The organism is Achromobacter ruhlandii, from assembly GCF_902859695.1.
Classification (GTDB): Bacteria; Pseudomonadota; Gammaproteobacteria; order Burkholderiales; family Burkholderiaceae_B; genus Achromobacter; species Achromobacter ruhlandii.
This window is the reverse complement of sequence record NZ_CADIJL010000011.1, coordinates 63,940-89,792: the sequence shown is the minus strand read 5'-3', so window position 1 is coordinate 89,792 and position 25,853 is coordinate 63,940. Positions and strand designations below refer to the sequence as shown.

Here is a 25,853-nt window from a genome sequence, read left to right as displayed (position 1 = left end):
TCAGGAAGACTTCCTCACACGGAGATACCACTCGCACAGCAGCCTGACCTGCTTTTCCGTGTAGCCCTTCTCCACCATCCGGTCGACGAAGCTCTGGTGCTTGGACTTGTCCTCGGCCGACGCCTTGGCGTTGAACGAGATCACCGGCAGCAGGTCTTCCGTGTTCGAGAACATCTTCTTCTCGATCACTTCGCGCAGCTTTTCATAGCTGGTCCAGGTCGGGTTGCGGCCGTTGTTGTTGGCGCGCGCCCGCAGCACGAAGTTCACGATCTCGTTGCGGAAGTCCTTCGGATTGGCGATACCGGCCGGCTTCTCGATCTTCTCCAGTTCGTCGTTCAGGGCGCTGCGGTCGAAGCTCTCGCCGGTTTCCGGGTCGCGGAATTCCTCGTCCTGGATCCAGCAATCGGCGAACGTGACGTAGCGGTCGAAAATGTTCTGGCCATACTCCGAATACGATTCCAGATACGCGGTCTGGATCTCCTTGCCGATGAATTCGGCGTAGCGCGGCGCCAGGAAGCCCTTGATGAACTCCAGGTAGCGCCGGCGGATTTCCTCCGGATAGTCCTCGCGCCCGATGCGCTGCTCGAGCACATACATCAGGTGCACCGGATTGGCCGCCACCTCGGTCTGGTCGTAGTTGAAGACGCTGGACAGGATCTTGTACGCGAAGCGTGTCGAGACCCCGTTCATGCCCTCGTCGGTGCCGGCGTAGTCCTTGTACTCCTGCAACGCCTTGGCCTTCGGATCGACGTCCTTCAGGCTTTCACCGTCGTAGACGCGCAGCTTCGAGTAGATGCTGGAATTCTCCGGCTCCTTCAGCCGGGTCAGCACCGAGAACTGCGCCATCATGTCCAGCGTCCCCGGCGCGCACGGCGCCGTCGACAGCGAGCTGTGATGCAGCAGCTTCTCGTAGATGCGGACTTCTTCCGACACCTGCAGGCAGTAAGGCACCTTGACGATATAGATACGGTCGAGGAAAGCCTCGTTGTGCTTGTTGTTGCGGAAGGTCTGCCATTCCGATTCGTTCGAGTGCGCCAGGATGCAACCGTTGAACGGGATCGCCGAGAAACCCTCGGTGCCCTTGAAGTTGCCTTCCTGCGTCGCCGTCAAGAGCGGATGCAGCATCTTGATCGGCGCCTTGAACATTTCCACGAACTCGAGCAGGCCCTGGTTGGCCAGGCACAGGCCGCCGGAATAGCTGTAGGCGTCCGGGTCATCCTGCGAATGGCGATCGAGCTTGCGGATGTCGACCTTGCCGACCAGCGACGAGATGTCCTGGTTGTTCTCGTCGCCAGGTTCGGTCTTGGCGATCGCCACCTGGCGCAGCACCGACGGGTTCAGGCGCACCACGCGGAACTGCGAGATGTCGCCGTCGAACTCCTTCAGGCGCTTGACCGCCCACGGCGACATGATGCCCGTGAGGTAGCGGCGCGGAATGCCGTATTCCTTTTCGAGCGTGTCGCCGAAGCGTTCCGGATGGAACAGGCCCAGCGGCGATTCGTTCACCGGCGAGCCCTTGAGCGCGTAGATGGGGAAGCGCTCCATCAGCACCTTGAGGCGCTCGGCGATGGACGACTTGCCGCCGCCGACGGGCCCCAGCAGATAGAGGATTTGCTTGCGCTCTTCCAGTCCCTGCGCGGCGTGCTTGAAGAACGCCACGATCTGCCCGATGACGTCCTCCATGCCGTAGAACTCCTGGAACGCTGGATAGCGCCGGATGGTCCGGTTGGAAAACAAACGGGAAAGACGTGGGTCGTTGCGCGTATCCACGATTTCAGGTTCGCCAATCGCCGCCAGCATGCGCTCAGCGGGGCTGGCGTATGCCATCGGGTCGCGTCGGGCGAGATCCAGATACTCCTCGAGAGAGAGCTCTGACTCCTGTTCTCTTGCATACTGCGACTTGAAGCCTTCGACGATGTTTTGCACGGAAACCTCCTACAACACGCGAAAAAGCCATGACGTCCCTACGTGTCCCCATTGTGTGCCTCAGTGCTTCAGCGTGACTAGTCAATCTCGCTATTAGCAATTTCGGCACGGTCGTATGTTGCTTTCGCCACACATCAACCATGAGCACGATCGGGCCCTTTCCGTTTAGGCTGCGCCCTTCGGACACAAGTTCCGTCAGGGATTGCAACCAACGTGAATAAGTTCACTCGTTCGCCTTCAGCATATTGCTGTAGAACGCGCACGGGATGCGTCCATGCATGAAATGGTCAGCAATGATTTGAAGGGATGAGCGATATCCCGGTGGATTCTTATGATCCGGACGCAAGTCCGGTGCGTTCGCTATGCGATGGCAGCGAACGGTCTGAACGGCGCGACAGCGACTGCGTTCAGCAAGTATCGATCCGGTGTGTGAAAGCGCCGGTACGCGATACTGGAATCCGTGGTGACGAGGGCGCGTGGCGGGTCGTGGTGCAAGCCATGCGCGCGTAGCGCCAAGTCATGGCCTAGCTTAAGCCCAATTGACGGTTTTGTGGCAATTCATTTGGGGCTACAGGGTAAAAAAACACCATCGACAACCCTTAGCCCGTGTCGCGAAAATCGTTCCCAAACTTGCTGCGATCCCGCCGCAAGCCGCGCCGGCAAACGCTATCCCCGCGATCGCCATGCGCTATCGCGCGATCAATTGGCAGCCGGGCAGGTCGAGTGCTAATACCCATTGCGCCGTCAAGGATAGAATCACGCATTCGTCGAACCCGCGTCCCACGCCTTTATTCAAACGCTGTCCCGCCTACCCATGTCGCCACGCCCGCGCCTGATCATGCAGGGGTCGCGCATCACTCGCGTGGCCAGGCGCGGCCGGCGCCTCGCGGCACTTTGCGCGCTGCCGCTCTGCGCCCTGCTGCTGGCGGCCTGCGAACGCGCCACGCCTCCTTTGCCCAACGATGCCTATGTCTGGCAACGGCGCTGGACGCCGGCCTTGGCGCATGCGCTGCGCGACAGCGCGGACGTGCTGCGCTCGTGGCGGGTGCTGGCGGCGGAACTGCGCGCCGACGGCGCCTGGGTCGATGCGGCGCCCGATCTGGCCGCGCTGGCCACGACCGCGCGCCCGGTCGTGCCGGTGCTGCGGCTGGACGGTCGCGTCGGCGATCTGCGCGAGGCCGACATCGCCGCGCGTATCGCCGCCACGCTTGCCGCGTGGCGCGGCGCCGGCATCCGCGTGGCCGGCCTGGAAATCGACTACGACTGCGCCACCGCGCGATTACCGGCCTATGCCGCGCTGCTTGCCAAACTGAAGACATGGCTGCCCGCGGACCTGCCGCTGTCGATCACCGCGCTGCCCACCTGGCTAGACAGCCCCGCGCTGGCCGACCTGCTGGCGGTGCCGGACGAAACCGTGCTGCAGGTCCACGCCGTGCTGAACCCCGCGCAAGGGTTGTTGTTCGACGCCACGCGCGCTCGCGCCTGGATCGATGCCTATGCCCGCCGCACCGGCAAACCGTGGCGGGTAGCGCTGCCGGCATACGGCAGCCGCGTCTCCTGGGACGAAAACGGCCGGATCGCCGCCGTTGAAAGCGAACGGCCCGCCTTGCTGCCCGGCGGCCGTTCAGCCGAGCTGCTGGCCGCGCCCGAAACCCTCGCGGCCTTCGTCCGCGCGCTGGACCGCGAACCGCCCGCGGGGCTGGCGGGCATTGTCTGGTTCCGCCTGCCAACCCAGACCGACGCCCGCGCCTGGAGCCTGTCGACCTGGCGCGCGGTGCTGGCGCGCCAGCCCCTGGCGCCGGCGCTGGCGGTCGCGGCCGATCCGGCCGGGGCGGACGGCGCGCGCAACGTGATGCTGGCCAATCGTGGCAACGCCGACACGCCGCTGCCCTTCATCGTCAGGCTGGACGCCGCCTGCAACGCCGCCGACGGCATCAACGGCTACACCCTTGAATACGACCGCGACGGCAGGTATCTTCGCCGCGCGCGGGACGGCCTGCTGCGCGCCGGCGCCGAACGCGCCATTGGATGGATCCGCTGTGACGCCACAACCCCGAGCTTCCATGTACAACCGTAAATCGCTTGTCGCCGCGCTGGTGCTGGCCTGCGCCGCCGGCGCCGGCATCGTCATCGCCTGCGGCCCGGACTTCCCGCCGCAGTTGCTGGACGACCGCGCCGGCACGCTGCAGGGCACGCCCGCCAACTCGTTCGCGTACGAGGCGGCGCGGCTGCTGCCGGCCACGGACACACTGCGGGCCAACGAATCACCCTTGCTGCCCGACGGCAGCTACCGCTCCAACGCCATTCCTGAAGCGTTCGACACGGCGTTGACGCCGGCGCAACGGGAACAGGCGCGGGCGATGCGCGCCCGTCCCGACGGCGACCAGGCCTATGCTGCCGGCGCCGGCCTGCCGGAAGCCGCGCGCCTCTATGCCGCCGCCGCGGTGGACTACCGCAGCGCCGCCCAGGCGCCGGACGAACCGCGCCTGGAACGCGCGCGCCAGCGCCTGCTGGCCATCCTGGCGCTGCCGGCGGAGCAGGCCGCGACCCGCAGCGTCTGGGCGGCCTATCTGCTGGCCGAAATCGGGGACATCGGAACCACGCCGGCGACGGATCACCCGGCGCAGGCCTATGCCCGGGTGCGCGAACTGGCGCGGCAAGGCGCGCCCGACCCCCTGGGCCTGGCCGTCGCCAGCTACGGCCAGGAAGCGCGCCTGTCGTTGTCCGGCAGCCTGGGCCAATGCGCCTACGAAGACCTGTTCAACGCCTCGCCCTGCATGGATGCGATCGCGCCGGCCGACCTGCAGCGGGCCGTGCGCCTGTACGCCGCCCAGGCCGCGCGCGAGTCGGTCAGCGGCCGCGAATCGTTGCGCCTGATGGCCGACTGGGCGCTGGCCGCGCCGGCGCGCGCCCTCCGCCTGATCGACGATCCGGTCAGCCAGCGCCTGCTGGTGGCGTACGGCCTGGCCCGCATCGGCGACATCGTCGACGGCAAGCCCGACAGCGCGCGCGATCCCTTCGCCAACTTCGAGGCCACCGGCCGCCTGAGCCTGGCCGATGCCGCCGACGGCACGCCCAATGTCACGCCCAACCCCGCGCTGCAATCGCTGGTGGCCGCGCTGCAGGCCCGGGATCCGCAACGCATCGCCGACGCCGACCGGGTCGCGGCGCTGGCCTACCGTGTCGGTCGCTACGACCTGGCGCAAGGTCTGGCCGACCGGCTCGACACGGCGCTGGCCTGGTGGGTGCGCGCCAAGCTGGCGATCCGTCGCGGTGACAACGCGCTCGCCGCCCAGGCCTACGCCCGCGCGGTGGCCGCGTTCCCGCGCGGCGACGGCAGCGTCGAGGCGGAAGCGGGCGCCCTGCTCAAAGGCGAACAGGGCGTGCTGTCGCTGTCGCGCGGCCAATACGTCGAAGCCCTGGACCAGTTGTACCGGGCCGCGGCGGCCGGCGATGGCGCCCCGCCGCCGGAAGAAGGCTGGCCGCTCTCGCCCTATTGGAACGACGCGGCCTACGTGGCCGAACGCGTGCTGACGACCGATGAGCTCAAGGCCTATGTCGACCGGCTGCCGGCGCCCCCGCCCGCGCCATCGCGGCCGCCGGGTTTCAGCCGCTACACGACCGACCAGTTCTACGAATGGAGCCGGCTGAACCAGCCGCCCGTGCACGACCGCCTGCGCCAGCTGCTGGCGCGGCGGCTGGTGCGGGAGAACCGGGTGGCCGAGGCCCTGCCCTACTTCCCCGCGGATTCCGACCCGCGCTTCGCCTCGCTCGACTACGACAACGGCAACTGGAAGATCCAGGAATCCAATGTCCGCCAGCGCGCCGCGCAATACGGCGACGCGCTGCAGGCCGCCGGCAACGCCTGGGGCCGCACCGCTCGCGCCGAAGCCTGGTACAACGCCGCCACGCTGGCACGCCGCGACGGCATGCGCATCATGGGCTATGAGCAGGGACCGGACTACGCCGTCTATGAAGGCAACTATTCCGCCGGCGCCGGCCGCGATGCCAACCCCTGGTGGCGCGAGCCCCGTGCCGATGCCGGCATGCCGATGGAAACGCCGCAACAGCGGGCCGAGGCCGACCTGCCCGGCCCCTTCGTCACCCAGGAGGAACGCGCGCGCTATGCGGCCAGCGAGGCCCGGCCCAACGTGCGCTACCACTACCGCCAGATCGCGGCCGACTACGCGATGAAAGCCGCCGACGAACTGCCGACCCGCTCGCAGGCGTTCGCGGCGGTGCTGTGCCGAGGCGCCCGTTACGTCATCGACGACACGCCGGAAAGGGCCACCGCCCTGTACCTGCGCTATGTCGACCAGGGCGCCCAGGTGCCCTTCAGCGCCACCTTCGGCCGCGAATGTCCGGAGCCGGACTTCCAGTCGGCCGCGCGCTTTCACTACATCCAGGCGTGGAAGGCCTGGGAGCGCGCGCGCCAGCAGCATCCGGGCATCCTGCTCGCCGGCGGCCTGCTGGCGCTGGCGGCGCTCGGCGCCGGGCTGTGGGCCTGGCGCAATGGCACGCCGACGGGCGGCGGCAAGCGGCGCCAGGACGGTCTTTGAATATCGACGCCCCCGCGGCTACCCGGCGGCGGGCAGTTCGACCCTGCGCAGCAGCCCGCGCCAATGCTCGGGCACCCGCGCCCGCACACGCAGGTCGGCCGCCACCCGCTCGGCTTCGATGAACTCGTAGCGCGGAGCCGCGTCCAGCCGTTCCAGCAAAGGCAGCTTGACCAGGCCCGCGGCGTCGCCCAGCAGCATCGGCGCCATATAGATAAGCAGCTCATCGACGCAGCCGGCCGCGACCAGCGCGCCGCTCAGGCCGGCGCCGGCTTCGACGTGGACTTCGTTGAACTGCTGCGCGGCCAGCCAGCGCATCATCGCCGGCAGGTCGACCCGGTCGGGCGTCTCGGCGGGCAGCGCCACCACCCGCACATTGCGGGCCTCCAGCCGCGCCTGCTTGGCGGCGTCGGCGCGGGCCGTGAACACGATGACCTCGCCGCCGTCGAACAGCCGCGCGTCCTCGGGAATCTCGAAGCGGCCGTCGACCACCGCCCGGCGCGGCTGGCGCGGCGTCTGGACGCTGCGTACGGTCAGTTGCGGATCATCCTTGAGCACGGTGCCGATGCCGGTCAGCACCACGCAACTACGGGCGCGCCAGTGATGGCCGTCGGCGCGCGCCTCGGGCCCGGTGATCCATTGCGACAGGCCGTTGTGCAACGCGCTGCGGCCGTCCAGCGACGTCGCCATCTTGAGCCAGGTCCAGGGCAACCCGCGACTCATGCGCGAGATGAAACCGGCATTCAGGGCCAGCGCCTCTTCGCGGCAAATGCCCGTGGTGACAGCGATGCCGGCCTCGCGCAGCCGCGCCAGCCCCTTGCCGTTGACCAGCGGATTGGGATCGCCGATCGCCACCACCACGCGCGCCGGCGCGGCCGCCAGCAGCGCGTCGACGCACGGCGGCGTGCGGCCGAAATGGCTGCACGGCTCCAGCGTGACATAGACGGTGGCCCCCGCCACCGATTCGCCGCGCGCCTGGGCATCGCGCAGGGCGCAGACTTCCGCGTGCGGGCCGCCGGGCGGCTGGGTCGCGCCTTCGCCCAGCACCCGGCCGTCGCGCACGATGACGCAGCCCACCCGGGGGTTGGGCGCGGTCGAGTACATGACGGTCTGCGCCAGGGCCAGGGCGCGCCGCATCCAGGACAGGTCGTCGGATTCGCTGGGGTTCTTCATCATGCAGGGATTGTATGTCCGCGGCGGATCGCCGGCACGCCGCGCTTGCCCTCACAAGCCGGCGCGCTATGATCATGCCAGCGGCGCTGAAGCCATGTCCGTTTTGGGCCGATGCTGGTCTCGGGACGGTCTCGCCCGGGTGCCGGAGCGGGACCACAATACGCCACACACCCCTGAAATTCCACGGCACGGAGCCCGCCGCCATGAAACAAGCACTGATCGTCATCGACGTCCAGGATTCCTTCCGCCAGCGTCCGTTTTGGGACGAGTCGGAATATCCGGCATTCGTCTCGCAACTGCAGGGCCTGATCGATGCCGCCCGCGCCCGCGACATCCCGGTGCTGCAGGTGTTCCACATCAGCGCCGCCAACGATCCGGCCAACCCGTTCTCGCTGGCCTCCGGCCACGTCAAGACGCTCAAGGAACTGCGCATCGCCCCCGACGCCGTGTTCCACAAGACCGTGCATTCCTCGCTCTACGCCAAGGACGCCGACGGCGCCACGCTGCGGGACTGGCTGCGCGAGCACGGCATCGAAGGCGTCATCGTCAGCGGCATCCGCACCGAGCAGTGCTGCGAGACCACCACCCGCCACGCCAGCGACGACGGCTTCAAGGTGGTGTTCCCGACCGACGCCACGCTGACCTTCGCGATGCAGAGCCCGTCCGGCAAGCACTACACGCCGGCCGAGATCCGCGACGCCACCGAACTGGTGCTGCAGGGCCGCTTCGCCCGCATCGCCCGCGCCGCCGACGTCTTCGCCGACGCGCAATAGGACGCCATGGCCATGATTCCCGTGCACTTCGTCCTGCCCCGGGGAATCGTGCTGCTCGACGTGGCCGGGCCGGCCGAGGCGTTCCGGGTCGCCAACAAGCTGTGCCCGGACGCCTTCGCCCAGCATTTCTGCGGTCCGTCCACCGAAATCGAAAGCGGCATTCCCGGGCTGCACCTGGCCCGGATCCAGCCGCTGCCCGAGAAACTGCCGCCCGAGGCGCTGGTGATCGTGTCCGGCGTGGTCGGCAAGCACATCCGCCTGGATGAGCCCGAGGCCCGCCTCATCATCGACTGGCTGGCGGCCCGCCATCCGGCCGACGGCTTCACGCTGATGACGGTCTGCGCCGGCGCCCTGTTCGCCGCGGCGGCAGGCCTGACGCGCCAACGCGAATGCACCACCCACCATAGCTGCCTGGCGCAACTGGCCGACCTGGATCCCAGCGCCCGGCTGCACGACAACCGCATCTTCGTGGAAGACGGCAATCTGGTCAGCAGCGCCGGCATCACCGCCGGCATCGACCTGGCGCTGCACATGGTGTCGCGCCATTGCGGCCCGCGCGTGGCCAGCGAAGTGGCGCGCGACATGGTGGTGTACCAGCGCCGCGCCGGCACCGACTCGGCGCTGTCGCCCTGGCTGGAACACCGCAACCACATGCATCCGGGCGTGCACCGCGTGCAGGACGCGGTGGTGCGCAACCCGGCGGCGCCGTGGTCGGCGCAGTCGCTGGCCGAACAGGCCCACACCAGCCCGCGCCACCTGACGCGGCTGTTCCGCGAGCACGCAGGCTGCACGCCGATGGACTACCTGTATCAGATACGCGTGGCGCTGGCGCGCGACATGCTGCGCGAAACGCGCTTGAACCTGGAGCTGGTGGCGGAGAAATCGGGCTTCGGCTCGGCCCAGCACCTGCGCCGCGTGTGGCGCCGGTTCCAGCCGCAGACGCCCAGCATGGCGCGAACGGTGGCGCCGTAGCGCGCCGGGCGGCAAACCGCCGGTAGCGCCACCGCGGCCGCCTGCGGATCAGGCCGCGCCAGGGCCGGCTGCGTCAGGCCGGGCCGCGTCGGGCCGGGCCGCGACAAGCCGGGCTGCGACAAACCAGGCTGCGATAGGCCGACCCGCGCGACGGCATCACTCCTTGCGCAGCTTGCCGGGCAGCACCGGTCCCTGCATCTCGCGGATCGCCTCGACGAACTCGCCGATGTCCTCGAAGCTCTTGTAGACCGAGGCGAAGCGCACATAGGCCACCTTGTCGAGCTTGCGCAGCTCGTTCATGACCAACTCGCCGATATGCCCGGAGGCCACTTCGCGCAGGCCGCTGGCCAGCAGCTGTTCCTCGATGCGGGCCACGGCGGCGTCCACGTCCTCGGTGCTGACCGGACGCTTGCGCAGCGCCAGGCTCAGGCTGGCGCGCAGCTTGGCGGGATCGTAGTCGCTGCGGCTGCCGTTGCGCTTGACCACGGAAGGCAGCGCCAGCTCCACCCGCTCGTAAGTGGTGAAGCGCTTGTCACAGGACTGGCAACGGCGCCGGCGGCGGATCGCGTCGCCCTCTTCCGAGACACGGCTGTCGACGACCTGCGTTTCGGAGTTGCCGCAAAATGGACACCGCATGTGTGATCCCTGAAAACACGGAAAGCAATAATTCGCCGATATTGTAACGATGCGACAGTCTGTCCGCGTCGACTATGACAAATTCGTCCCTATTATTTTTGCCACGATGACCGCCGGCGCGCAAGCGCCATTGGCCTGAAAACAAAAGGACGGCCCCTTGCGGAGCCGTCCTTGTCAGCCACGGGCGGAAAAAATCCGCCGTCGCATTACTTCTTGCCGTACACCGGCAGGCGCGAGGTCAGTTCGTTGACCTTGGCGCGCACGGCGGCGATGTTGGCTTCGTCGCGCGGGTTGTCCAGCACGTCGGCGATCAGGTTGGCGGTCAGCTCGGCCTCGGCTTCGGTGAAGCCGCGGGTCGTCATGGCCGGGGTGCCCAGGCGGATGCCGCTGGTCACGAAAGGCTTTTCCGGATCGTTCGGGATGGCGTTCTTGTTGACCGTGATGTGGGCCTGGCCCAGCACGGCTTCGGCTTCCTTGCCCGTGATGCCCTTGGAGCGCAGGTCCACCAGCATGACGTGGCTTTCGGTGCGGCCCGAGACGATGCGCAGGCCGCGCTTGACCAGCGTGTCGGCCAGCACCTTGGCGTTCTTGACCACTTGCTGCGCGTAGGTCTTGAATTCGGGTTCCAGCGCTTCCTTGAAAGCCACCGCCTTGCCGGCGATGACGTGCATCAGCGGACCGCCCTGGATGCCGGGGAAGATGGCCGAATTGACGGCCTTTTCGAACTCGGCCTTCATCATGATGACGCCGCCGCGCGGGCCGCGCAGCGACTTGTGCGTGGTCGAGGTGACGAAGTCGGCGTGCGGCACCGGGTTGGGGTAGGCGCCGCCGGCCACCAGGCCGGCGTAGTGGGCGATGTCGACCATGAACAGCGCGCCGTTGTCGTGGGCGATGCGGGCCATGCGCTCGAAGTCGATGTGCAGGGCGTAGGCCGAGGCGCCGGCGACGATCAGCTTGGGCTTGTGTTCCTTGGCCAGCTGCTCGACCTGGGCGTAGTTCAGGACTTCGTTTTCGTCCAGGCCGTACGAGATGAAGTTGTACAGCTTGCCCGAGGCGTTGACCGAGGCGCCGTGCGTCAGGTGGCCGCCTTCGGCCAGGCTCATGCCCAGCACCGTGTCGCCCGGCTTCAGGACGGCCATGTACACGCCCTGGTTGGCCTGCGAACCCGAGTTGGGCTGCACGTTGGCGGCTTCAGCGCCGAAGATCTGCTTCAGGCGGTCGATGGCCAGCTGCTCGACCACGTCGACGTATTCGCAACCGCCGTAGTAGCGCTTGCCCGGGTAGCCTTCGGCGTACTTGTTCGTGAGCTGCGTGCCCTGGGCTTCCATGACGGCCGGGCTGGCGTAGTTCTCCGAAGCGATCAGCTCGATGTGCTGTTCCTGGCGAACGTCTTCCTTCTGGATGGCGGCCCAGACATCCGGGTCAGCCTTGGAGAGGGTGAGGTTGCGGTCAAACATGACGGGGGGTTCCTGAGGCGGTAAGAGAGGAGGAAACTGCGCCCGGGTGGGTAAACCCGGATAATGACGGATAGTTTACCGCGTCGCGCCGCTTCCCCTGTCGCCAAAATGCCCCGAATGGCGGCAAAATTCCCGCCAAGGGCGCGAAAATTCGGGCATCCGTCCATGGCTGGAAAACGCGCTCAACCCGACTTGAGAAACTTTCATGCAAACCCAGACTTTGATCGCGTACACCCTGGTCGCCGCCGTCAGCGTCGTCACCCCCGGCCCCGCCAGCATCCTGGCCATGCGCAATGGCGCCGCCGGCGGCCTGCGCGCGGTGCTGCCCTCGTCGCTGGGCAATGTCACCGGCCTGTTCCTCTTGTCCGCCGCCGCCATGCTGGGCCTGGGCGTGGTGCTGCAATCGTCCGCCCTGCTGTTCGCCGCGCTCAAGATCGCCGGCGCCGCCTACCTGATCTACCTGGGCCTGCGCCATCTGCTGGGCCGCAGCAGCGTGGCCGCGCCGCCGCCCGACAGCGCCGGCCGCCCGCCGCGCGGCGCGCTGGCGCTGTATCTCGAAGCGACCTTCGTGGCCGGCCTGAATCCCAAGCCCATCCTGTTCTTCACCGCGCTGTTCCCGCAGTTCCTGAACGCGGCCGAACCGCTGCTGCCGCAGTTCTTCATCCTGACCGGCATCTTCATGGGCCTGTCGCTGCCGTCACTGCTGGCCTACGGCCTGCTGGCGCGCCGCGCCCGCCGACTGTTCCAGCAGCCGCGCGCGGTGCGCTGGATCAACCGGGCCGTGGGTTCGGTATTCGTGGCCTTCGGCGTGGCGCTGTTGCGCCTGAAGCGCGCAGGCGCCTGAGGGCGCGACGCGTCCGACGGATATGTCGGAAATAAAAAAGGGCCGCATCGAATGCGGCCCTTTTTGCTGATCGCGGCAATCAGGACGCCGAGGTCGCCCCGATCTGCTTGGGCGCCAGCTTCGGGTTGAGCGTATAGGTGCCCGTCAGCGACGCCTGCGCCAGCACGTGCTTCTGGATGGCCCGCAACGCGTCCTCGCCCGTGAATGCCCCTTGCAAGTTCAACGTGCGCACGTCCAGCGCGTACAAGGTGAACACGTAACGGTGCACCAGCGCGTCGTTCCAGGGCGGGCACGGGCCGTCATAGCCGAAATAGTCGCCGCTCATGTCGTGGTCGTTGGCGAACCAGGACGAGTACGAGTTGATGCCCTGGCGGGCATCCAGCGGCGCCAGCGGGCCGCCCTTGCCGCGCGGCGTGATGCCGCTGGAAAAGGCGCCTTCGTCGATTTCGCGCATGTCGGCCGCCAGGTCGACCAGCACCCAGTGGAAGAAATCCACGCGCGGCAGGTCGGCGGGGACTTCGCGTCCCTCCTGGTTGACGTCGTCGGGCTTGGAGGGAACGTCCGGATCGTGGCAGATCAAGGCGAACGACTGCGTGCCCGCCGGGACGTCGTCCCAGGAAAACTGCGGGTTGTAGTTGTCAGCCAGCGCGACGTGCGATTGCGCATCGATCTTGCCGAAGGCGTAGCGCTCCGGAATCGACTCGTGATCGGAAAAAGACAAACTCGAAAGTTTCATGTCGTGCTCCTTGAAGTGCTGCGAAGGCATTCCAGCCTTGAACGTCCCTCCAGCGTATCAAAATCTTCGCGATTATGGGTTCAACTTAACACGCGCGAACTTGCGCTTGCCCACCTGGACGACGTAAGTCCCGGCAGGCAGTTGCAACGATTTGTCTTCGACCCGGTCGCCATTGACGCGCACCCCGCCCTGCTCGACGTTGCGCTGGGCCTCGGAACCCGATGCCACCAGCCCGGCCTCGCGCAGCAGCTTGAGGATGCCGACCGGCGCGCCGCCGATGCTGACCTCGGGCATGTCCTCCGGAATCGCGTCGTCGCGGAAACGTGCCTCGAACGCGGCCAGCGCGTCGTCGGCCGCCTTGGCCGAGTGGAAACGCGCGATGATTTCCTGGGCCAGCATGACCTTGGCGTCGCGCGGATTGCGGCCGCCGTCGATCTCCTGGCGCAGCGCGGCGATGTCTTCCAGCGAGCGGAACGACAGCAGCTCGAAGTAGCGCCACATCAGCGTGTCGGAAATCGACATCAGCTTGCCGAACATCGAATCGGGCGACTCCGAAATGCCGATGTAGTTGCCCTTGGACTTGGACATCTTCTCGACGCCGTCGGTGCCGACCAGCAGCGGCATCGTCAGGATGCACTGCGGCTCCTGTCCATACTCCTTCTGCAGTTCGCGGCCGACCAGCAGGTTGAACTTCTGATCGGTGCCCCCCAGCTCCAGATCGGACTTCAGCGCCACCGAGTCGTAGCCCTGCATCAGCGGGTACAGGAATTCATGCACCGAAATCGGGATGCCGCCCTTGAAGCGCTTGGTGAAATCCTCGCGCTCCATCATGCGCGCCACGGTATAGCGCGACGCCAGCTGGATCATGCCGCGCGCGCCCAGCGGGTCGCACCACTCGGAGTTGTAACGGATCTCGGTGCGGGCCGGATCCAGCACCAGGCTGGCCTGCGCATAGTAGGTCTTGGCGTTGGCCTCGATCTGCTCGCGCGTCAGCGGTGGGCGGGTGCTGTTGCGGCCGCTGGGATCGCCGATGGTCGAGGTGAAGTCGCCGATCAGGAAGATGACCTCGTGGCCCAGGTCCTGCAACTGGCGCATCTTGTTGAGCACCACGGTGTGCCCCAGATGGATGTCCGGCGCGGTCGGGTCCAGCCCCAGCTTGATCCGCAGCGGCACGCCGGTGGCGCGGCTGCGGGCCAGCTTGCGGGCGAATTCGGACTCGACCAGCAGCTCATCGCATCCGCGCTTGGCAATACGCAGATCGGCTTCGACTTCGGGGGTGATGGGGGCTTCTGAAGGTGACATTTTTAGGGGGGCCGCGACGGCTTCAGCCGATAAAAAGGTGTAAAAAGTGACGAAAACTATCGAAAATTCTAGCCGAATCAGCTAGGATACCGCCCTAATCATACGCAACTGTCATATATACGCAGTTGCGCGTCCGGTTACCACCCGTTGTTCACAAGATGCGCCCCGCGCCAGCCCTTGCCCCGGAAAACGTGGCGCGCGGGGGCCGTTCGTGTCACGCACCCTGCGAGCTCATGCCACCTGAGAGGGTATCTTCACGATGAATCGTGGCCTCCACGACCTGGCGAGTAGCATCAAGCGCAAAGTTGCTGCCGTGTTTGCGCCCGTCGAACCCAAGCCCCATCGCTCGGGACTTCTCCGTCGCACTCTCCTCGTCACCGCCATGGGTCTGTTTGCCGGCGCCGCCGCCTTGGGCATGGTGCAGCAACCCGACCGCAGCGAAATCCCCCCCACCCGCGTCATCCAGAGCATCCTGCCGCTGACCACCGAACAGGTCGAAGTCAGCACGCCCAGCGCCGCGCCCTACATCAGCGAAACCCGCATCCGCGCGGGCGACACGCTGGCCGCCGTGCTGCAGCGCCTGGAACTGGATTCCCCGGATCTGCAGACCTTCCTCACCCACGACGCCAGCGCGCGCAGCATCTACAAGCTGTACCCGGGTCGTTCGGTGCAGGCCGCGACCGACGCGGAAGGCAACCTGATCTGGCTGCGCTACATCCACACCCCCGGCAACGAGGCTGACGGCCAGGTCGTCACCCGCATGCTGCACGTGGCGCGCACCGACAACGGCTACAAGGCCGAGGAAATCACCGAGAGCACCGATCGCCAGACCCGCGTCGCCGTGGGCACCATCCGCTCCTCGCTGTTCGGCGCCACCGATGCGGCCGGCATCCCGGATTCGGTCACCATGCAGATGGCCGACATCCTCAGCGCCAAGATCGACTTCCTGCGCGACCTGCGCCAGGGCGACCAGTTCCGCGTGGTCTACGAAGTGCGCTCGCACGACGGCCGCTACGCCGGCGCCGGCCGCGTGCTGGCCCTGGAGTTCATCAACGGCGGCAAGACCTACTCCGCCGTCTGGTTCAGCGCCGACAACAACAAGACCGGCTCGTACTACGACTTCGACGGCACCAGCCTGCGCGGCGCGTTCCTGCGCACCGCCCTGAAGTTCAGCCGCATCAGCTCGACGTTCGGCATGCGCATGCATCCGATCCACAAGACCTGGACCGGCCACAAGGGCGTGGACTACGCCGCGCCCTCGGGCACGCCGATCCACTCCACGGCCGACGGCACGGTGGAGTTCTCGGGCTGGCAGAACGGCTACGGCAACGTGGTCATCATCAAGCACCACGGCAAGTACTCGACGCTGTACGCTCACCAGAGCCGCATCGCCGAAGGCATCACCAAGGGCAGCAAGATCTCGCAGGGCCAACTGATCGGCTACGTCGGCGCCACCGGCTGGGCCACCGGTCCGCACCTGCACTACGAGTTCCGCGTCGACAACCAGCCGATCGACCCGCTGTCGGTCGACCTGCCCGTCGCCCGCGCCCTGGAGCCCGCCGAGATCCGCGCCTTCAACCAGGCCGTGGCGCCGTACAAGCAGCAGATCCAGCTGCTCACCGAATTCCAGCAGACCCTGCCCGACGCGCTGACCAACGTGGCCAGCCGCTGAGGCGGACCTGCATGACGCACCCGCAAGGCGGCCCGCGCATCTCGATGCCGGGCCGCTTTTTTTTCCAGGCAGCCCCGACATGACCGTACCCCAGCACTTCATCGGCCTGATGTCCGGCACCAGCGTGGACGGCGTCGACGGCGTCCTGGCGCGCCTGCGCGACGGCCAGCCGCCGCAGGTGCTGGCCAGCGCCAGCCTGCCGATGCCAGCGGCGCTGCGCACCGAATTCCTGGCGCTGAACCAGGCCGGCGACGACGAGCTCGCCCGCGCCGCGCTCGCCGCCAACGAACTGGCCCGCCTGTATGCGCAGGTGAGCGCCGACCTGCTGGCCGCCGCCGGCCTGCGGGCACAGGACATTGCCGCCATCGGCGCCCATGGCCAGACGGTGCGCCACCGCCCCGACAGCGGCTATACCGTGCAATTGAACGCGCCCGCCCTGCTGGCCGAGCTGACCGGCATCGATGTGGTGGCCGACTTCCGCAGCCGCGATGTGGCCGCTGGCGGCCAGGGCGCGCCGCTGGTGCCGCCCTTTCACGCGGCCGTGTTCGGCGCGCCGCAAGGCCGCGCGGTGCTCAACCTGGGCGGCATCGCCAATGTCACGCTGCTGGCGCCCGGCCAGGCGCCGCGCGGCTTCGACACCGGTCCGGCCAACGTGTTCCTGGACGGCTGGTGCCAGCGGCACCTGGGCCTGCCCTACGATGCCGACGGCCGCTGGGCCGCGAGCGGTCAGGTGCTGGCGCCGCTGCTGGAACAACTGATCGCGAGCGAACCCTGGTTCGCGCTGCCGCCACCCAAATCGACCGGCCGCGACCTCTTCAACATGCGCTGGCTGGACGACCGGCTGGCGGCCTATGACGGCCCCAAGCCGACGCCGCAGGATGTGCAGGCGACATTGCAGCGCCTGACGGCGCGCACCGTCGCCAACGCCATCGACGCCGCCGGCGCGGACGTGCGCGAACTCTACGTGTGCGGCGGCGGCGCCTGCAACCCGGGTCTGATGCGCGAATTGGCGTACTGCTTGCAGCGCCCGGTGCATGCCACCGACGCCCTGGGCGTCCCGGCGCAGCAGGTCGAGGCGCTGGCCTTCGCCTGGCTGGCGCAGGCCTTCCTGGCGCGCCAACCCGCCGGCCTGCCCAGCGTCACCGGCGCCCGCGGCCCGCGTATCCTGGGCGCGCTATATCCCGCCTGACACGCGGCCCGCGCCCAGCAAAAAGCCCTTCGGAAAACCGAAGGGCTTTTTTATCGGCCGGACGCTTGGTCCGCGCCGTCATCTCGGCATCAAGCCGAGCGCGGCTTACACCGAGAACGACGAACCGCAGCCGCAGGTGGTGCTGGCGTTGGGATTGCGGATGACGAACTGGGCGCCTTCCAGGTCTTCCTTGTAGTCGATCTCGGCGCCGACCAGGTACTGGAAGCTCATGGGGTCGACCAGCAGTTGCACGCCGGCCTTGTCGAGCACGGTGTCGTCTTCGTTGACGACTTCATCGAAGGTGAAACCGTACTGGAAACCCGAACAGCCGCCGCCCTGCACGAACACGCGCAGCTTCAGCTCGGGATTGCCTTCCTCGGCCAGCAGGTCCTTGACCTTGGCGGCCGCCGAGTCGGTGAACACCAGGGGAGCAGGCGGGGCGGCCTGCAGGTCGACGGTTTCGGTCACTGCATTCATGATTCACTCCTGGCCGCTGGGGCCGTATTCCGATGAGCGGCTGCGCCACTCGCATGTAGTCACTATAGCGCAGGCGCCGCCCGGACTCAAAGTTCGAGCTTGACACTGCGGGAGGCACGGACCACATCGCCCTCCAGGATGCTGATGGTGACGCTTTCGGGGACAAATCCCTCGGGCAGGGCCAGGACGCCCTGGCTGCGCTGGTACTGGTCGAACTGCAAGGCCAGCGACGCCGCTGTCGTGGTTTCACCGGTGGCGGGCATCGGCCCGCTTTCCGCCTTGACCTGCATCGGCGCAAGGTCGACGGTGACGGTTTCGCCCTTGAGCGTGCCGGTGGCCTGGAACCGCAAGGTGCCGGCGAACTGTGCGCCGCCGTTGCGGCCGCTGCGCATCAGCAGCACCTTGTAGCGCAGCCCGCCGCCTTCGCGGTCGATCTGGGCGCCACGGATGTCCACGGTGCCTTCCGGCCCCGGCGGCAGCAATTGCTCGTAAAACGCCAACTGGTCGCGCACCCGGCCGACTTCGGCCTGCGCGGCATGCAACTGCGTTTCGAGTTCCTGGCGCGCCGAGCGCTCGATCACCAGTTCGCCGTCGGCGGTATCGAGCTGGCCGCGCAGGTAGCGCAACTGGACCGCCTGCTGGCGCATGGCTTCGTCACGCGTCTCGACCTGCGCCGCGCTCAGCACGACCGCATCGACCGGCTGGTAGACGCCGCGCGCGTAGTAATACCCTGCCGCCCCGCCCGCCAGGAGCCCCACCAGCACGCCGGCGGCGACCCGCAGGCCGGGGCCGGGGCGGGAGGTTCGAGGGGTCGCGGAGGAATCGTTGGACATGAAAAGCGGGCCGGCGGGCTTGCCACCGGCCCGGCGCGACGTCAGGGCAGGATCGCGACCTGATCCAGGCCGATGGTCTCGGGCAAGCCGAACATCAGGTTCATGTTCTGCACGGCCTGGCCGGCCGCGCCCTTCACCAGATTGTCCTGCACCACCATGATGATGAGCTGGTCGCCGCCGCCCGGACGCGACAGCGCGATGCGCAGGTTGTTGGAAGCGCGCACCGAGCGCGTCTCGGGCAGGCTGCCGGCCGGCATGACGTCGACGAACGGCTCGTCGGCGTAGCGCTGCTCGAACAGGGCCTGGAAGTCGGTGTCGCGCGCCTCGGGCTTGATGCGGGCGTAGAGGGTCGAGTACATGCCCCGGATCATCGGCACCAGGTGCGGCACGAAGGTCAGGCCGACCTTGCCGCCGGCGATCTTCTCGAGCTGGGCGACGATTTCGGGATGGTGGCGGTGGCCGGCCACGCCGTAGGCCTTGAAGTTGTCCGAGGCTTCGGAGAACAGCGAGCCGACCTCGGCCTTGCGGCCGGCGCCGGACACGCCCGACTTGCAGTCGGCGATCAGGGTCTGCGCATCGACCAGCTGCTTGCCGCCTTCGAGCAGCGGGGCCAGGCCCAGCAGCACGGTGGTCGGGTAGCAACCCGGGTTGCCGATGACGCGCGCCTTGGAGATGGCTTCGCGGTTCAGCTCGACCAGGCCGTACTGCGATTCGGCCAGGATGTCCGGGCAGGTGTGGGGAATCTTGTACCAGCGTTCGAAGGTGGGCACGTCCTGCAGGCGGAAGTCGGCGGCCAGGTCGATGACCTTGGTGCCGGCGGCGATCAGTTCCTGGGCCTGGGCCATGGCCACGCCGTGGGGCGTGGCGAAGAACACCACGTCGCAGTCGGTCAGCGTGGCCTTTTCCGGCGAGGAAAAGGCGATCCGCACGCGGCCGCGCAGGTTCGGGTACATGTCGGCCACCGGCAGCCCGTCTTCCTTGCGGGACGTGATGGCGGTCAATTCCACATGGGGATGCTGCGACAGCAAGCGCAGCAATTCGACGCCGGTGTAACCGGTGCCGCCGACGATACCAACCTTGATACGGGAGTTCGATGCTTGGGCCATGATGTGTGCTCTTCGTAGAACGAGGCTCGATTGTATCGCTCGGACAACCGGCCTTGCCGCCCTGCGCAATCCGCGTGGCGACCGGTGTCCGACCGGACGAAGCCCGCGGAGTTCCGCGGGCCGGCATGGGGGCCTGGGCCCCGGGATGTAAAAAAAAGCCCGCACGAGGCGGGCTTTTTCGCAGCGATTAACGCTTGCTGAACTGCTTGCGACGGCGCGCCTTGCGGAAGCCGACCTTCTTGCGTTCGACTTCGCGGGCATCGCGGGTCACGAAACCAGCTTGCGACAGCGCGGGCTTCAGGGTCGCGTCGTAGTCGATCAGGGCACGCGTGATGCCGTGACGGACTGCGCCGGCCTGGCCGGTTTCACCGCCGCCGTGCACGTTGACCTTGATGTCGAACGATTCCAGGTGGCCGGTCAGTTCCAGCGGCTGGCGCACGACCATGCGGCCGGTTTCACGAGCGAAGAACTCGTCGACGGGCTTGCCGTTGACGACGATCTTGCCGGTGCCCTTCTTGATGAAAACGCGAGCCACCGAAGTTTTGCGACGGCCGGTTCCGTAGTTCCAGTTACCGATCATGGCGTTTCCTTAGATATCCAGCGTCTTGGGCTGCTGGGCGGTGTGCGGGTGCTCGGCACCGGCATAGACCTTCAGCTTCTTGATCATGGCGTAGCCCAGAGGACCCTTGGGCAGCATGCCCTTGACGGCCTTCTGGATGGCGCGACCGGGAAAACGCTCTTGCATCTTCTCGAAGTTCGTTTCGCGGATACCGCCCGGGTACGTGGTGTGGCGGAAGTACTTCTTGTCCTTCGCCTTGGTACCGGTAACGACGATATCGGAAGCGTTGATGATGACGATGTAATCGCCGGTATCAACGTGCGGCGTGAATTCAGGTTTGTGCTTGCCACGCAGACGACGTGCGACTTCGCTGGCCACACGACCGAGGACTTTGCCCTTGGCGTCGATCACAAACCAGTCACGTTGGACTTCATGCGGCTTGGCCACAAAGGTCTTCATGATGGTTCCTAGATATGAAAAATGGTCTCTGACTGGACGATCCAGCCAGGCTTTTCCCCTCAACTAGACAATGGAGCCGGCATCTTTCCAGCAACTGGGGTTCAGTGCCGGGTTTCAGCCGATCGGGTTTTAGCCCATCCGTTGTCCCTATCGACGTCCCGCCTAAGCGTTATTACCCGCCCGTGCAATGGTCAAAATGAGGGAAAGCCTGAAATTCTACCACGGATGCTCAAAAAATGGGCAGCCGCGGTCGAATCCAGGTGGATGGACAGGCGTTCCCGGGGGAACGACTGTCGCATTTTTAAAAGGGACGCAATTGCGCGCTGCCAGTGCCCCTGCCCGCGCGCTCCTGCTCCCGTCCGCGCCGCGCGGCGCGGATCAGGCGCCCAGGTAGGCTTCCAGCACCCGCGGATGGCCGAGCAGGCCGCGGCCGGTGCCCGACAGCGCCATGGCGCCGTTCTCCAGCACGTAGCCGTGCTGGGCGATCTTGAGCGCCTGGCGCACGTTCTGCTCGACCAGGAACAGGGTCAGGCCGTCGGCGTTGATCGCGCGCAGCGAGCGGAAGATCTCCTGCACCACGATCGGCGCCAGGCCCATCGACGGCTCGTCCAGCAGCAGCAAGCGCGGCTTGGCCATCAGGGCGCGGCCGATCGCCAGCATCTGCTGTTCGCCGCCGGAGAGGTTGCCGGCGATGCCGGTGATCCGCTCTTTCAGGCGCGGGAACAGGTTGAAGACGTATTCCAGGTCCGAGTCGATGTTCTTCAGGCCGCGGCGGTAGGCGCCCAGCTCGAGGTTCTCCAGCACGGTCATGGTGGTGAGGATGGCCCGGCCTTCGGGCACCTGGACGATGCCGCGCGCCACCAGCTGGTGCGGCGCCAGGTTGGTGACGTCCTCGCCTTCGAACAGGATCTTGCCGCGCGCCTTGGGCAACAGGCCCGACAGCGCCAGCAGCGTGGTCGACTTGCCGGCGCCGTTGGCGCCGACCAGGGCGGTGATTTCCTTGGCTTCCAGGTCCAGGTCGATGCCGCGGACGGCTTCGATGTGGCCGTAGTTGACCTCGAGTCCGCGGACTTCCAGCATTGCGCTGCTCATTGTGCGGCCTCCGCGTTGTCGGTGTCGTCGTCGTCCTCGCGGCCCAGGTAGGCCTCGATGACCTGCTCGTTGTTGCGGATCTCTTCAGGCCCGCCGCAAGCGATGATCTTGCCGAAATTCAGCACCGCGATGCGTTCGCACAGCCCCATCACGAAGCGCATGTCGTGCTCGATCATGAGGATGGTGTAGCCGCGGTCGCGGATCGCCAGGATCTCGCGCATCAGCTCGGCGCGCTCGCCGGTGTTCATGCCGGCGACCGGCTCGTCCAGCAGCAGCAGCTTGGGCTCGGTGGCCAGCGCGCGCGCCAGCTCCAGGCGGCGCTGCTCGCCGTACGACAGGTTGTCGGCCAGGTCGTTGGCCTTGTGATCCAGGCGCATCCACGTCAGCAGCTCGTGGGCGCGCTCGCGGGCGCGCTTTTCGTGCTCGCGGTAGCCCGGCAGGCCCAGCAAGAGGCTGGGAAAGCCGTAGTTCATGTGGCGGTAGGCGCCCACCACCACGTTTTCCAGCAGCGTCATCTCCTTGAAGAGACGGATGTTCTGGAAGGTGCGGGCGATGCCCATGCGGGTGATGGCGTGCGGCTTGCGACGCAGCAGGCTCTCGCCATTGAAGGCGATGCCGCCGCCGCTGGGCGGCAGCAGCCCGGTGATCAGGTTGAACACCGTGGTCTTGCCGGCGCCGTTGGGACCGATCAGGCCAAAGATCGCGCCTTCGGGCACCGACAGGCTGACGTCATGCAGCACGTGCAGGCCGCCGAAGCTCTTGGAAACGGAGGTCAGCTCAAGCATGGCGCTTGCCTCCTTGACGCATCCAGCGCTTGAAGCGCGCCGGATCCCAGATGCCTTGCGGCAGGAACAGCACAATCACCACCAGGATCACTCCGTTGATGACCAGGCGGAAATCCGCGAACCCGCGCAGCAGCTCGGGCAGCACGGTGATGATGAAGCTGCCCAGCACGGGGCCGGCCAGGCCGCCGATACCGCCCAGGATGGCCATCGTCAGGATTTCCACGCCACGGTCGAAGCCGTATTCGTTGGGGCCGATGAAGAAGGTCAGGTGCGCATTCAGCGCGCCGGCCAGGCCGGCGATCATGGCGCCCGCCACGAAGGCCAGCATCTTGTTGGCGCGCACGTCGATGCCCATCAGGCCGGCCGCGGTCTCGTCGCCGCGGATGGCCTCGAAGGCGCGTCCGATCTTGGAGGCGCGCACGCGCCACAGCACGAACAGCACGATGACGACCGCCAGGATGACGTGCCACCACTGCGTCAGCTGCGGAATGCCGTTAAGGCCCAGCGCGCCGCCGGTGATCGACTCGGTGTTCAGCACCGTCACCCGCACCACTTCGCCAAAGCCCAGCGTGGCCATGGCGAGGTAGACCCCTGACAGCCGCAAGGTCGGCAAGCCGATCAGCGCCGCCACCAGGGCCGGCGCCGCCATGCCGCCGGCCAGCGCGACCGGGAACGAGACGTCGTAGTTCATGGTGAGCAACGCCGCCGCGTAGGCGCCGATGCCCATGAAGGCCGCATTGGCCATGGCCAGCATGCCGCAGGCAAGCGTCAGCCAAATGGAGAGGGCCAGCAGGGCGTTGGTGCCGAGCGTCAGCACCAGGTTGCCATAGATGGCCCAGAAGTTTTCGAATCCGCTCATACTCAAGCCTTGCGTTGAACCACTTTGCCGAACAGACCTTGCGGGCGCACCAGCAGGATCAGGAACAGCAGGCCGAATGCCACCGCGTCGCGCATGGTGGAGCCGATGTAGGCCACCGACAGCACTTCCGCGAAGCCCAGGAACAGCCCGCCCAGCATGGCGCCACGAATGTCGCCCATGCCGCCCAGGATGATGACCGCGATGCCCTTGTGCAGCATCGGCTGGCCCATCAGCGGGAACAGCGCGTTCGAGTACAGGCCGATCAGCACGCCCGCGACACCGCCCAAAGCGGCGGCGGCGAACGAGGTGGTGATGAAGAGCTTTTCGACGTTGATGCCCAGCAGCCAGGCGGCCTTGGGCGATTCGGCAATGGCGCGCAGGGCGCGGCCGAACTGCGTGCGACGCATCACGAACATCAGCAGGGCCATCAGCGCGAACGACAGGAAGATGATGCCCAGTTCGATCACGGTCAGGTGCAGGCCGGCGATCTCGATGACTTCCTCGGGCACGGTGCCGTGCGGGAAGCGCAGGTTGCTGGCGCCGAAGATGCCTTGCGCGCCGTTGTTCAGGATGATGCCCACGCCGATCGTGGCGATCATGGGGATCAGGTGGGGCGCATTGCGCTTGCGCAGCGGCTTGAGCACCAGGTAGTCGATGATGACCCCGGTGAACCCGGCGACGAAAAATGCCACCATCAGCGCCGCCCACAGGGGCAGCCCGAAATGCTGCACCACGGAGAGCGCCGCGTAGGCCCCCACCATGAAGACGGCGCCATGCGCGAGGTTGATCACCCCGAGCACGCCGAATACCAGCGTGAAGCCCAGCGCGAACAGTGCGTACACACAGCCCAGCGACAAGGCGTTAACGAATTGTTGTTCCAACATGATGGGACATATTCCAAATCAAAAAAGAGCCCCCACGCCGCGCCCCCTGCGTGGACTTGCCGCTCGCCAGGCTCGGCTTCGGGACCCGGGGCAGGCCTGTGTAAGGCCTTCCACGCCGCGCATTGCGTGGACCTGCCGCCCTGAGAGAGCCGTTCTATTCCTGGGGAGTCCTACGATAAAAAGCGCCTTGCGGACCGCGGCCAGCCGCGGTCCGCAAGGCGCATCCCCCCGCGCGGGGATGCGGATTGCTTACTTCTCGATGACGTACTTGCCGTCCTTGGTCACGCTGACGATCGGCGCCTGGTCGGCGTCGTAGCCGGCGGGCTTGCCGGCGCGGTCGGTGGCCTGGCGGAACTTGAAGGCGCCGGTGGCGCCGGTCCATTGCACCGAGGGCAGCGCGTCACGCAGGGCGGCGCGATCCTTGGCCAGTTCGCCGGTGATCTTGGTGTTCTTCAGGGCCTGGGCGACGATGTACATGGCGTCGTACGACTGCGCGGCGAACTGGTCGGGCGCGCCGTTGAACTTGGCCTTGTAGGCGTCGATGAACTTGACGTTCTCGGGGGCCTTGTTCTCGATCGACCACGGGCTGCCGATCCACAGGTTGTTCGACGCGCCGCCGGGGGCCAGGTCGAAGATCTTGACCGAGTTCATGCCGTTGCCGCCGATGACGGGCACGTTGATGCCCAGCTGGCGGGCCTGCACCATGATCGGGGCGCCTTCGGCCAGCAGCGCCGACAGCACGATGGCGTCGGGGTTGGTGCCCTTGATCTTGGTCAGCTGGGCCTTGAAGTCGACGTCGCCCTTGGCGAACGTTTCGGTCGTGGTGACCGGGATCTTCTGGTCTTCCAGGGCCTTCTTGAAGTTGTCGTAGCCGCTCTTGGTGAAGACGTCGTCGTTGCCGTACAGCACCGCCACGTTCTTCAGGCCGGTCTTGGCCTTGACGGTGGAGATGGTGGCGGGCAGCACGTCGGCTTCGGTGACCGAGTTGCGGAACACGTAGTTGCCGATGGAGGTAATGCCGTCGGCGGTGTTGGAAGTGCCGAAGGCGACCGTCTTGGCGGCCTGGGCGATCGGGTCGGCGGCCTGGGCCGAGTTCGACAGCGTCGGGCCGAACACCATCAGGACGTTGTCCTTGAAGATCAGCTTCTTGAAGACGTTGATGGCTTCTTCTTTCTTGCCTTGCTCGTCCTCGACCACCAGCACGATCTTGTTGCCATTGATCCCGCCCGCGGCGTTGATCTCGTCGGCCGCCAGCTGGAAGCCGTTGCGGATCGACGCGCCGTACTGGGCGGCGCCGCCGGACAGGGCTTCAGCCACGCCCAGCTTGAGGTCGGCCGCATGGGCAGCCGGGACGATGCCGGCGGCGATCAGCGCGGCCAGCAGCTTCTTGGTCTTGGATTGCATGGTTGATACCACCTTAAAGTCTGTCTCGGAATGTTGGTTATCCAGGCCGGGATGTTCCCGCCGGATTGACGTCCAATGGCGCCTGAAGGCGTCACGTTTGCGCGTCAAGACCCGGGATATTACTCCTTTGTATCAGGCCGAAACTCGAATGCCGTTCAA

At 66.8% G+C, this 25,853-nt stretch carries 23 protein-coding genes; 7 read left to right on the top strand and 16 right to left on the bottom strand.

Features of this window, described 5'->3' with window-relative positions; genetic code table 11:
* Window positions 1-1,917: a PrkA family serine protein kinase gene (locus HV742_RS15580; RefSeq protein WP_372415586.1), complete on the bottom strand. Its 1,917-nt coding sequence runs from the start codon at window positions 1,915-1,917 to the stop codon at window positions 1-3.
* 823 nt (window positions 1,918-2,740) lie between these two features.
* On the opposite strand from HV742_RS15580, the gene HV742_RS15575 reads away from it, so the two are divergent.
* Both HV742_RS15575 and HV742_RS15570 read left to right on the top strand, forming a co-directional pair.
* Window positions 2,741-4,003 carry a DUF3142 domain-containing protein gene (locus HV742_RS15575; protein WP_254601142.1) on the top strand — a complete coding sequence of 421 codons (1,263 nt, stop codon included), beginning with the start codon at window positions 2,741-2,743 and terminating at the stop codon, window positions 4,001-4,003.
* Complete coding sequence (locus tag HV742_RS15570; RefSeq protein ID WP_175145859.1) at window positions 3,990-6,485, top strand: hypothetical protein; 2,496 nt, start codon at window positions 3,990-3,992, stop codon at window positions 6,483-6,485. Before HV742_RS15575 ends, HV742_RS15570 begins: the two co-directional genes overlap by 14 nt.
* An 18-nt stretch (window positions 6,486-6,503) precedes the next feature.
* On the opposite strand, the gene ribD is transcribed toward HV742_RS15570, so the two are convergent.
* Complete coding sequence (ribD, locus tag HV742_RS15565) at window positions 6,504-7,619, bottom strand: bifunctional diaminohydroxyphosphoribosylaminopyrimidine deaminase/5-amino-6-(5-phosphoribosylamino)uracil reductase RibD (RefSeq protein WP_175145888.1); 1,116 nt, start codon at window positions 7,617-7,619, stop codon at window positions 6,504-6,506.
* 239 nt (window positions 7,620-7,858) lie between these two features.
* Between ribD and HV742_RS15560 the strand changes: the two genes are divergently transcribed.
* Window positions 7,859-8,428, top strand: a complete 570-nt coding sequence (locus HV742_RS15560) for a cysteine hydrolase family protein (RefSeq protein ID WP_049071182.1) — start codon at window positions 7,859-7,861, stop codon at window positions 8,426-8,428.
* A gap of 12 nt (window positions 8,429-8,440) precedes the next feature.
* Window positions 8,441-9,400, top strand: coding sequence for a GlxA family transcriptional regulator (locus HV742_RS15555; RefSeq protein WP_100504548.1), 960 nt, complete (start codon window positions 8,441-8,443; stop codon window positions 9,398-9,400).
* Between the two features lie 156 nt (window positions 9,401-9,556).
* On the opposite strand, the gene nrdR is transcribed toward HV742_RS15555, so the two are convergent.
* Together nrdR and glyA are read right to left on the bottom strand one after the other, a co-directional pair.
* On the bottom strand, window positions 9,557-10,036 hold the full coding sequence (nrdR, locus tag HV742_RS15550) for a transcriptional regulator NrdR (RefSeq protein ID WP_006392798.1): 480 nt from the start codon (window positions 10,034-10,036) through the stop codon (window positions 9,557-9,559).
* A gap of 206 nt (window positions 10,037-10,242) precedes the next feature.
* The gene (gene glyA / locus HV742_RS15545; protein ID WP_049071180.1) at window positions 10,243-11,493 is read right to left on the bottom strand and encodes a serine hydroxymethyltransferase; all 1,251 of its coding nucleotides are present in this window, start codon (window positions 11,491-11,493) and stop codon (window positions 10,243-10,245) included.
* A gap of 205 nt (window positions 11,494-11,698) precedes the next feature.
* Here glyA and HV742_RS15540 point away from each other — a divergent pair, with 205 nt between their 5' ends.
* Window positions 11,699-12,337, top strand: coding sequence for a LysE family translocator (locus tag HV742_RS15540; protein WP_059269272.1), 639 nt, complete (start codon window positions 11,699-11,701; stop codon window positions 12,335-12,337).
* Between the two features lie 79 nt (window positions 12,338-12,416).
* Here the strand turns inward: HV742_RS15540 and HV742_RS15535 are convergent, their stop codons facing one another.
* Entirely contained in the window at window positions 12,417-13,073 is a 657-nt protein-coding gene (locus HV742_RS15535) for a YbhB/YbcL family Raf kinase inhibitor-like protein (RefSeq protein WP_049077430.1), read from the bottom strand.
* A 72-nt stretch (window positions 13,074-13,145) separates the two neighbouring features.
* Window positions 13,146-14,375, bottom strand: coding sequence for a tyrosine--tRNA ligase (tyrS, locus tag HV742_RS15530; RefSeq protein WP_175145858.1), 1,230 nt, complete (start codon window positions 14,373-14,375; stop codon window positions 13,146-13,148).
* Window positions 14,376-14,634: 259 nt separating this feature from the next.
* On the opposite strand from tyrS, the gene HV742_RS15525 reads away from it, so the two are divergent.
* Window positions 14,635-16,047, top strand: coding sequence for a M23 family metallopeptidase (locus HV742_RS15525; RefSeq protein WP_049071177.1), 1,413 nt, complete (start codon window positions 14,635-14,637; stop codon window positions 16,045-16,047).
* A 79-nt stretch (window positions 16,048-16,126) separates the two neighbouring features.
* Complete coding sequence (locus HV742_RS15520) at window positions 16,127-17,236, top strand: anhydro-N-acetylmuramic acid kinase (RefSeq protein ID WP_068953088.1); 1,110 nt, start codon at window positions 16,127-16,129, stop codon at window positions 17,234-17,236.
* 105 nt (window positions 17,237-17,341) lie between these two features.
* On the opposite strand, the gene erpA is transcribed toward HV742_RS15520, so the two are convergent.
* The 10 genes from erpA to HV742_RS15470 form a co-directional block, all read right to left on the bottom strand.
* The gene (gene erpA, locus HV742_RS15515) at window positions 17,342-17,713 is read right to left on the bottom strand and encodes an iron-sulfur cluster insertion protein ErpA (protein ID WP_006388644.1); all 372 of its coding nucleotides are present in this window, start codon (window positions 17,711-17,713) and stop codon (window positions 17,342-17,344) included.
* Between the two features lie 86 nt (window positions 17,714-17,799).
* Window positions 17,800-18,546 carry a DUF6776 family protein gene (locus HV742_RS15510; RefSeq protein WP_175145857.1) on the bottom strand — a complete coding sequence of 249 codons (747 nt, stop codon included), beginning with the start codon at window positions 18,544-18,546 and terminating at the stop codon, window positions 17,800-17,802.
* 41 nt (window positions 18,547-18,587) lie between these two features.
* Complete coding sequence (gene argC, locus HV742_RS15505; protein ID WP_054416273.1) at window positions 18,588-19,652, bottom strand: N-acetyl-gamma-glutamyl-phosphate reductase; 1,065 nt, start codon at window positions 19,650-19,652, stop codon at window positions 18,588-18,590.
* 187 nt (window positions 19,653-19,839) lie between these two features.
* Window positions 19,840-20,232, bottom strand: coding sequence for a 30S ribosomal protein S9 (gene rpsI / locus HV742_RS15500; protein ID WP_006388641.1), 393 nt, complete (start codon window positions 20,230-20,232; stop codon window positions 19,840-19,842).
* A gap of 9 nt (window positions 20,233-20,241) precedes the next feature.
* On the bottom strand, window positions 20,242-20,670 hold the full coding sequence (gene rplM / locus HV742_RS15495; RefSeq protein WP_006217309.1) for a 50S ribosomal protein L13: 429 nt from the start codon (window positions 20,668-20,670) through the stop codon (window positions 20,242-20,244).
* 378 nt (window positions 20,671-21,048) lie between these two features.
* Window positions 21,049-21,762, bottom strand: coding sequence for an ABC transporter ATP-binding protein (locus tag HV742_RS15490; protein WP_006388640.1), 714 nt, complete (start codon window positions 21,760-21,762; stop codon window positions 21,049-21,051).
* Window positions 21,759-22,547 (bottom strand): ABC transporter ATP-binding protein, encoded by a 789-nt coding sequence (locus HV742_RS15485; protein ID WP_049071173.1) that lies wholly within the window; start codon window positions 22,545-22,547, stop codon window positions 21,759-21,761. The genes HV742_RS15490 and HV742_RS15485 overlap by 4 nt, the downstream gene beginning before the upstream one ends.
* Window positions 22,540-23,406 carry a branched-chain amino acid ABC transporter permease gene (locus HV742_RS15480; protein WP_006388638.1) on the bottom strand — a complete coding sequence of 289 codons (867 nt, stop codon included), beginning with the start codon at window positions 23,404-23,406 and terminating at the stop codon, window positions 22,540-22,542. The genes HV742_RS15485 and HV742_RS15480 overlap by 8 nt, the downstream gene beginning before the upstream one ends.
* A 2-nt stretch (window positions 23,407-23,408) precedes the next feature.
* Window positions 23,409-24,290: a branched-chain amino acid ABC transporter permease gene (locus HV742_RS15475; RefSeq protein WP_006388637.1), complete on the bottom strand. Its 882-nt coding sequence runs from the start codon at window positions 24,288-24,290 to the stop codon at window positions 23,409-23,411.
* A 249-nt stretch (window positions 24,291-24,539) separates the two neighbouring features.
* Window positions 24,540-25,694: an ABC transporter substrate-binding protein gene (locus tag HV742_RS15470; protein ID WP_049071171.1), complete on the bottom strand. Its 1,155-nt coding sequence runs from the start codon at window positions 25,692-25,694 to the stop codon at window positions 24,540-24,542.
* Window positions 25,695-25,853 lie beyond the last annotated feature (159 nt).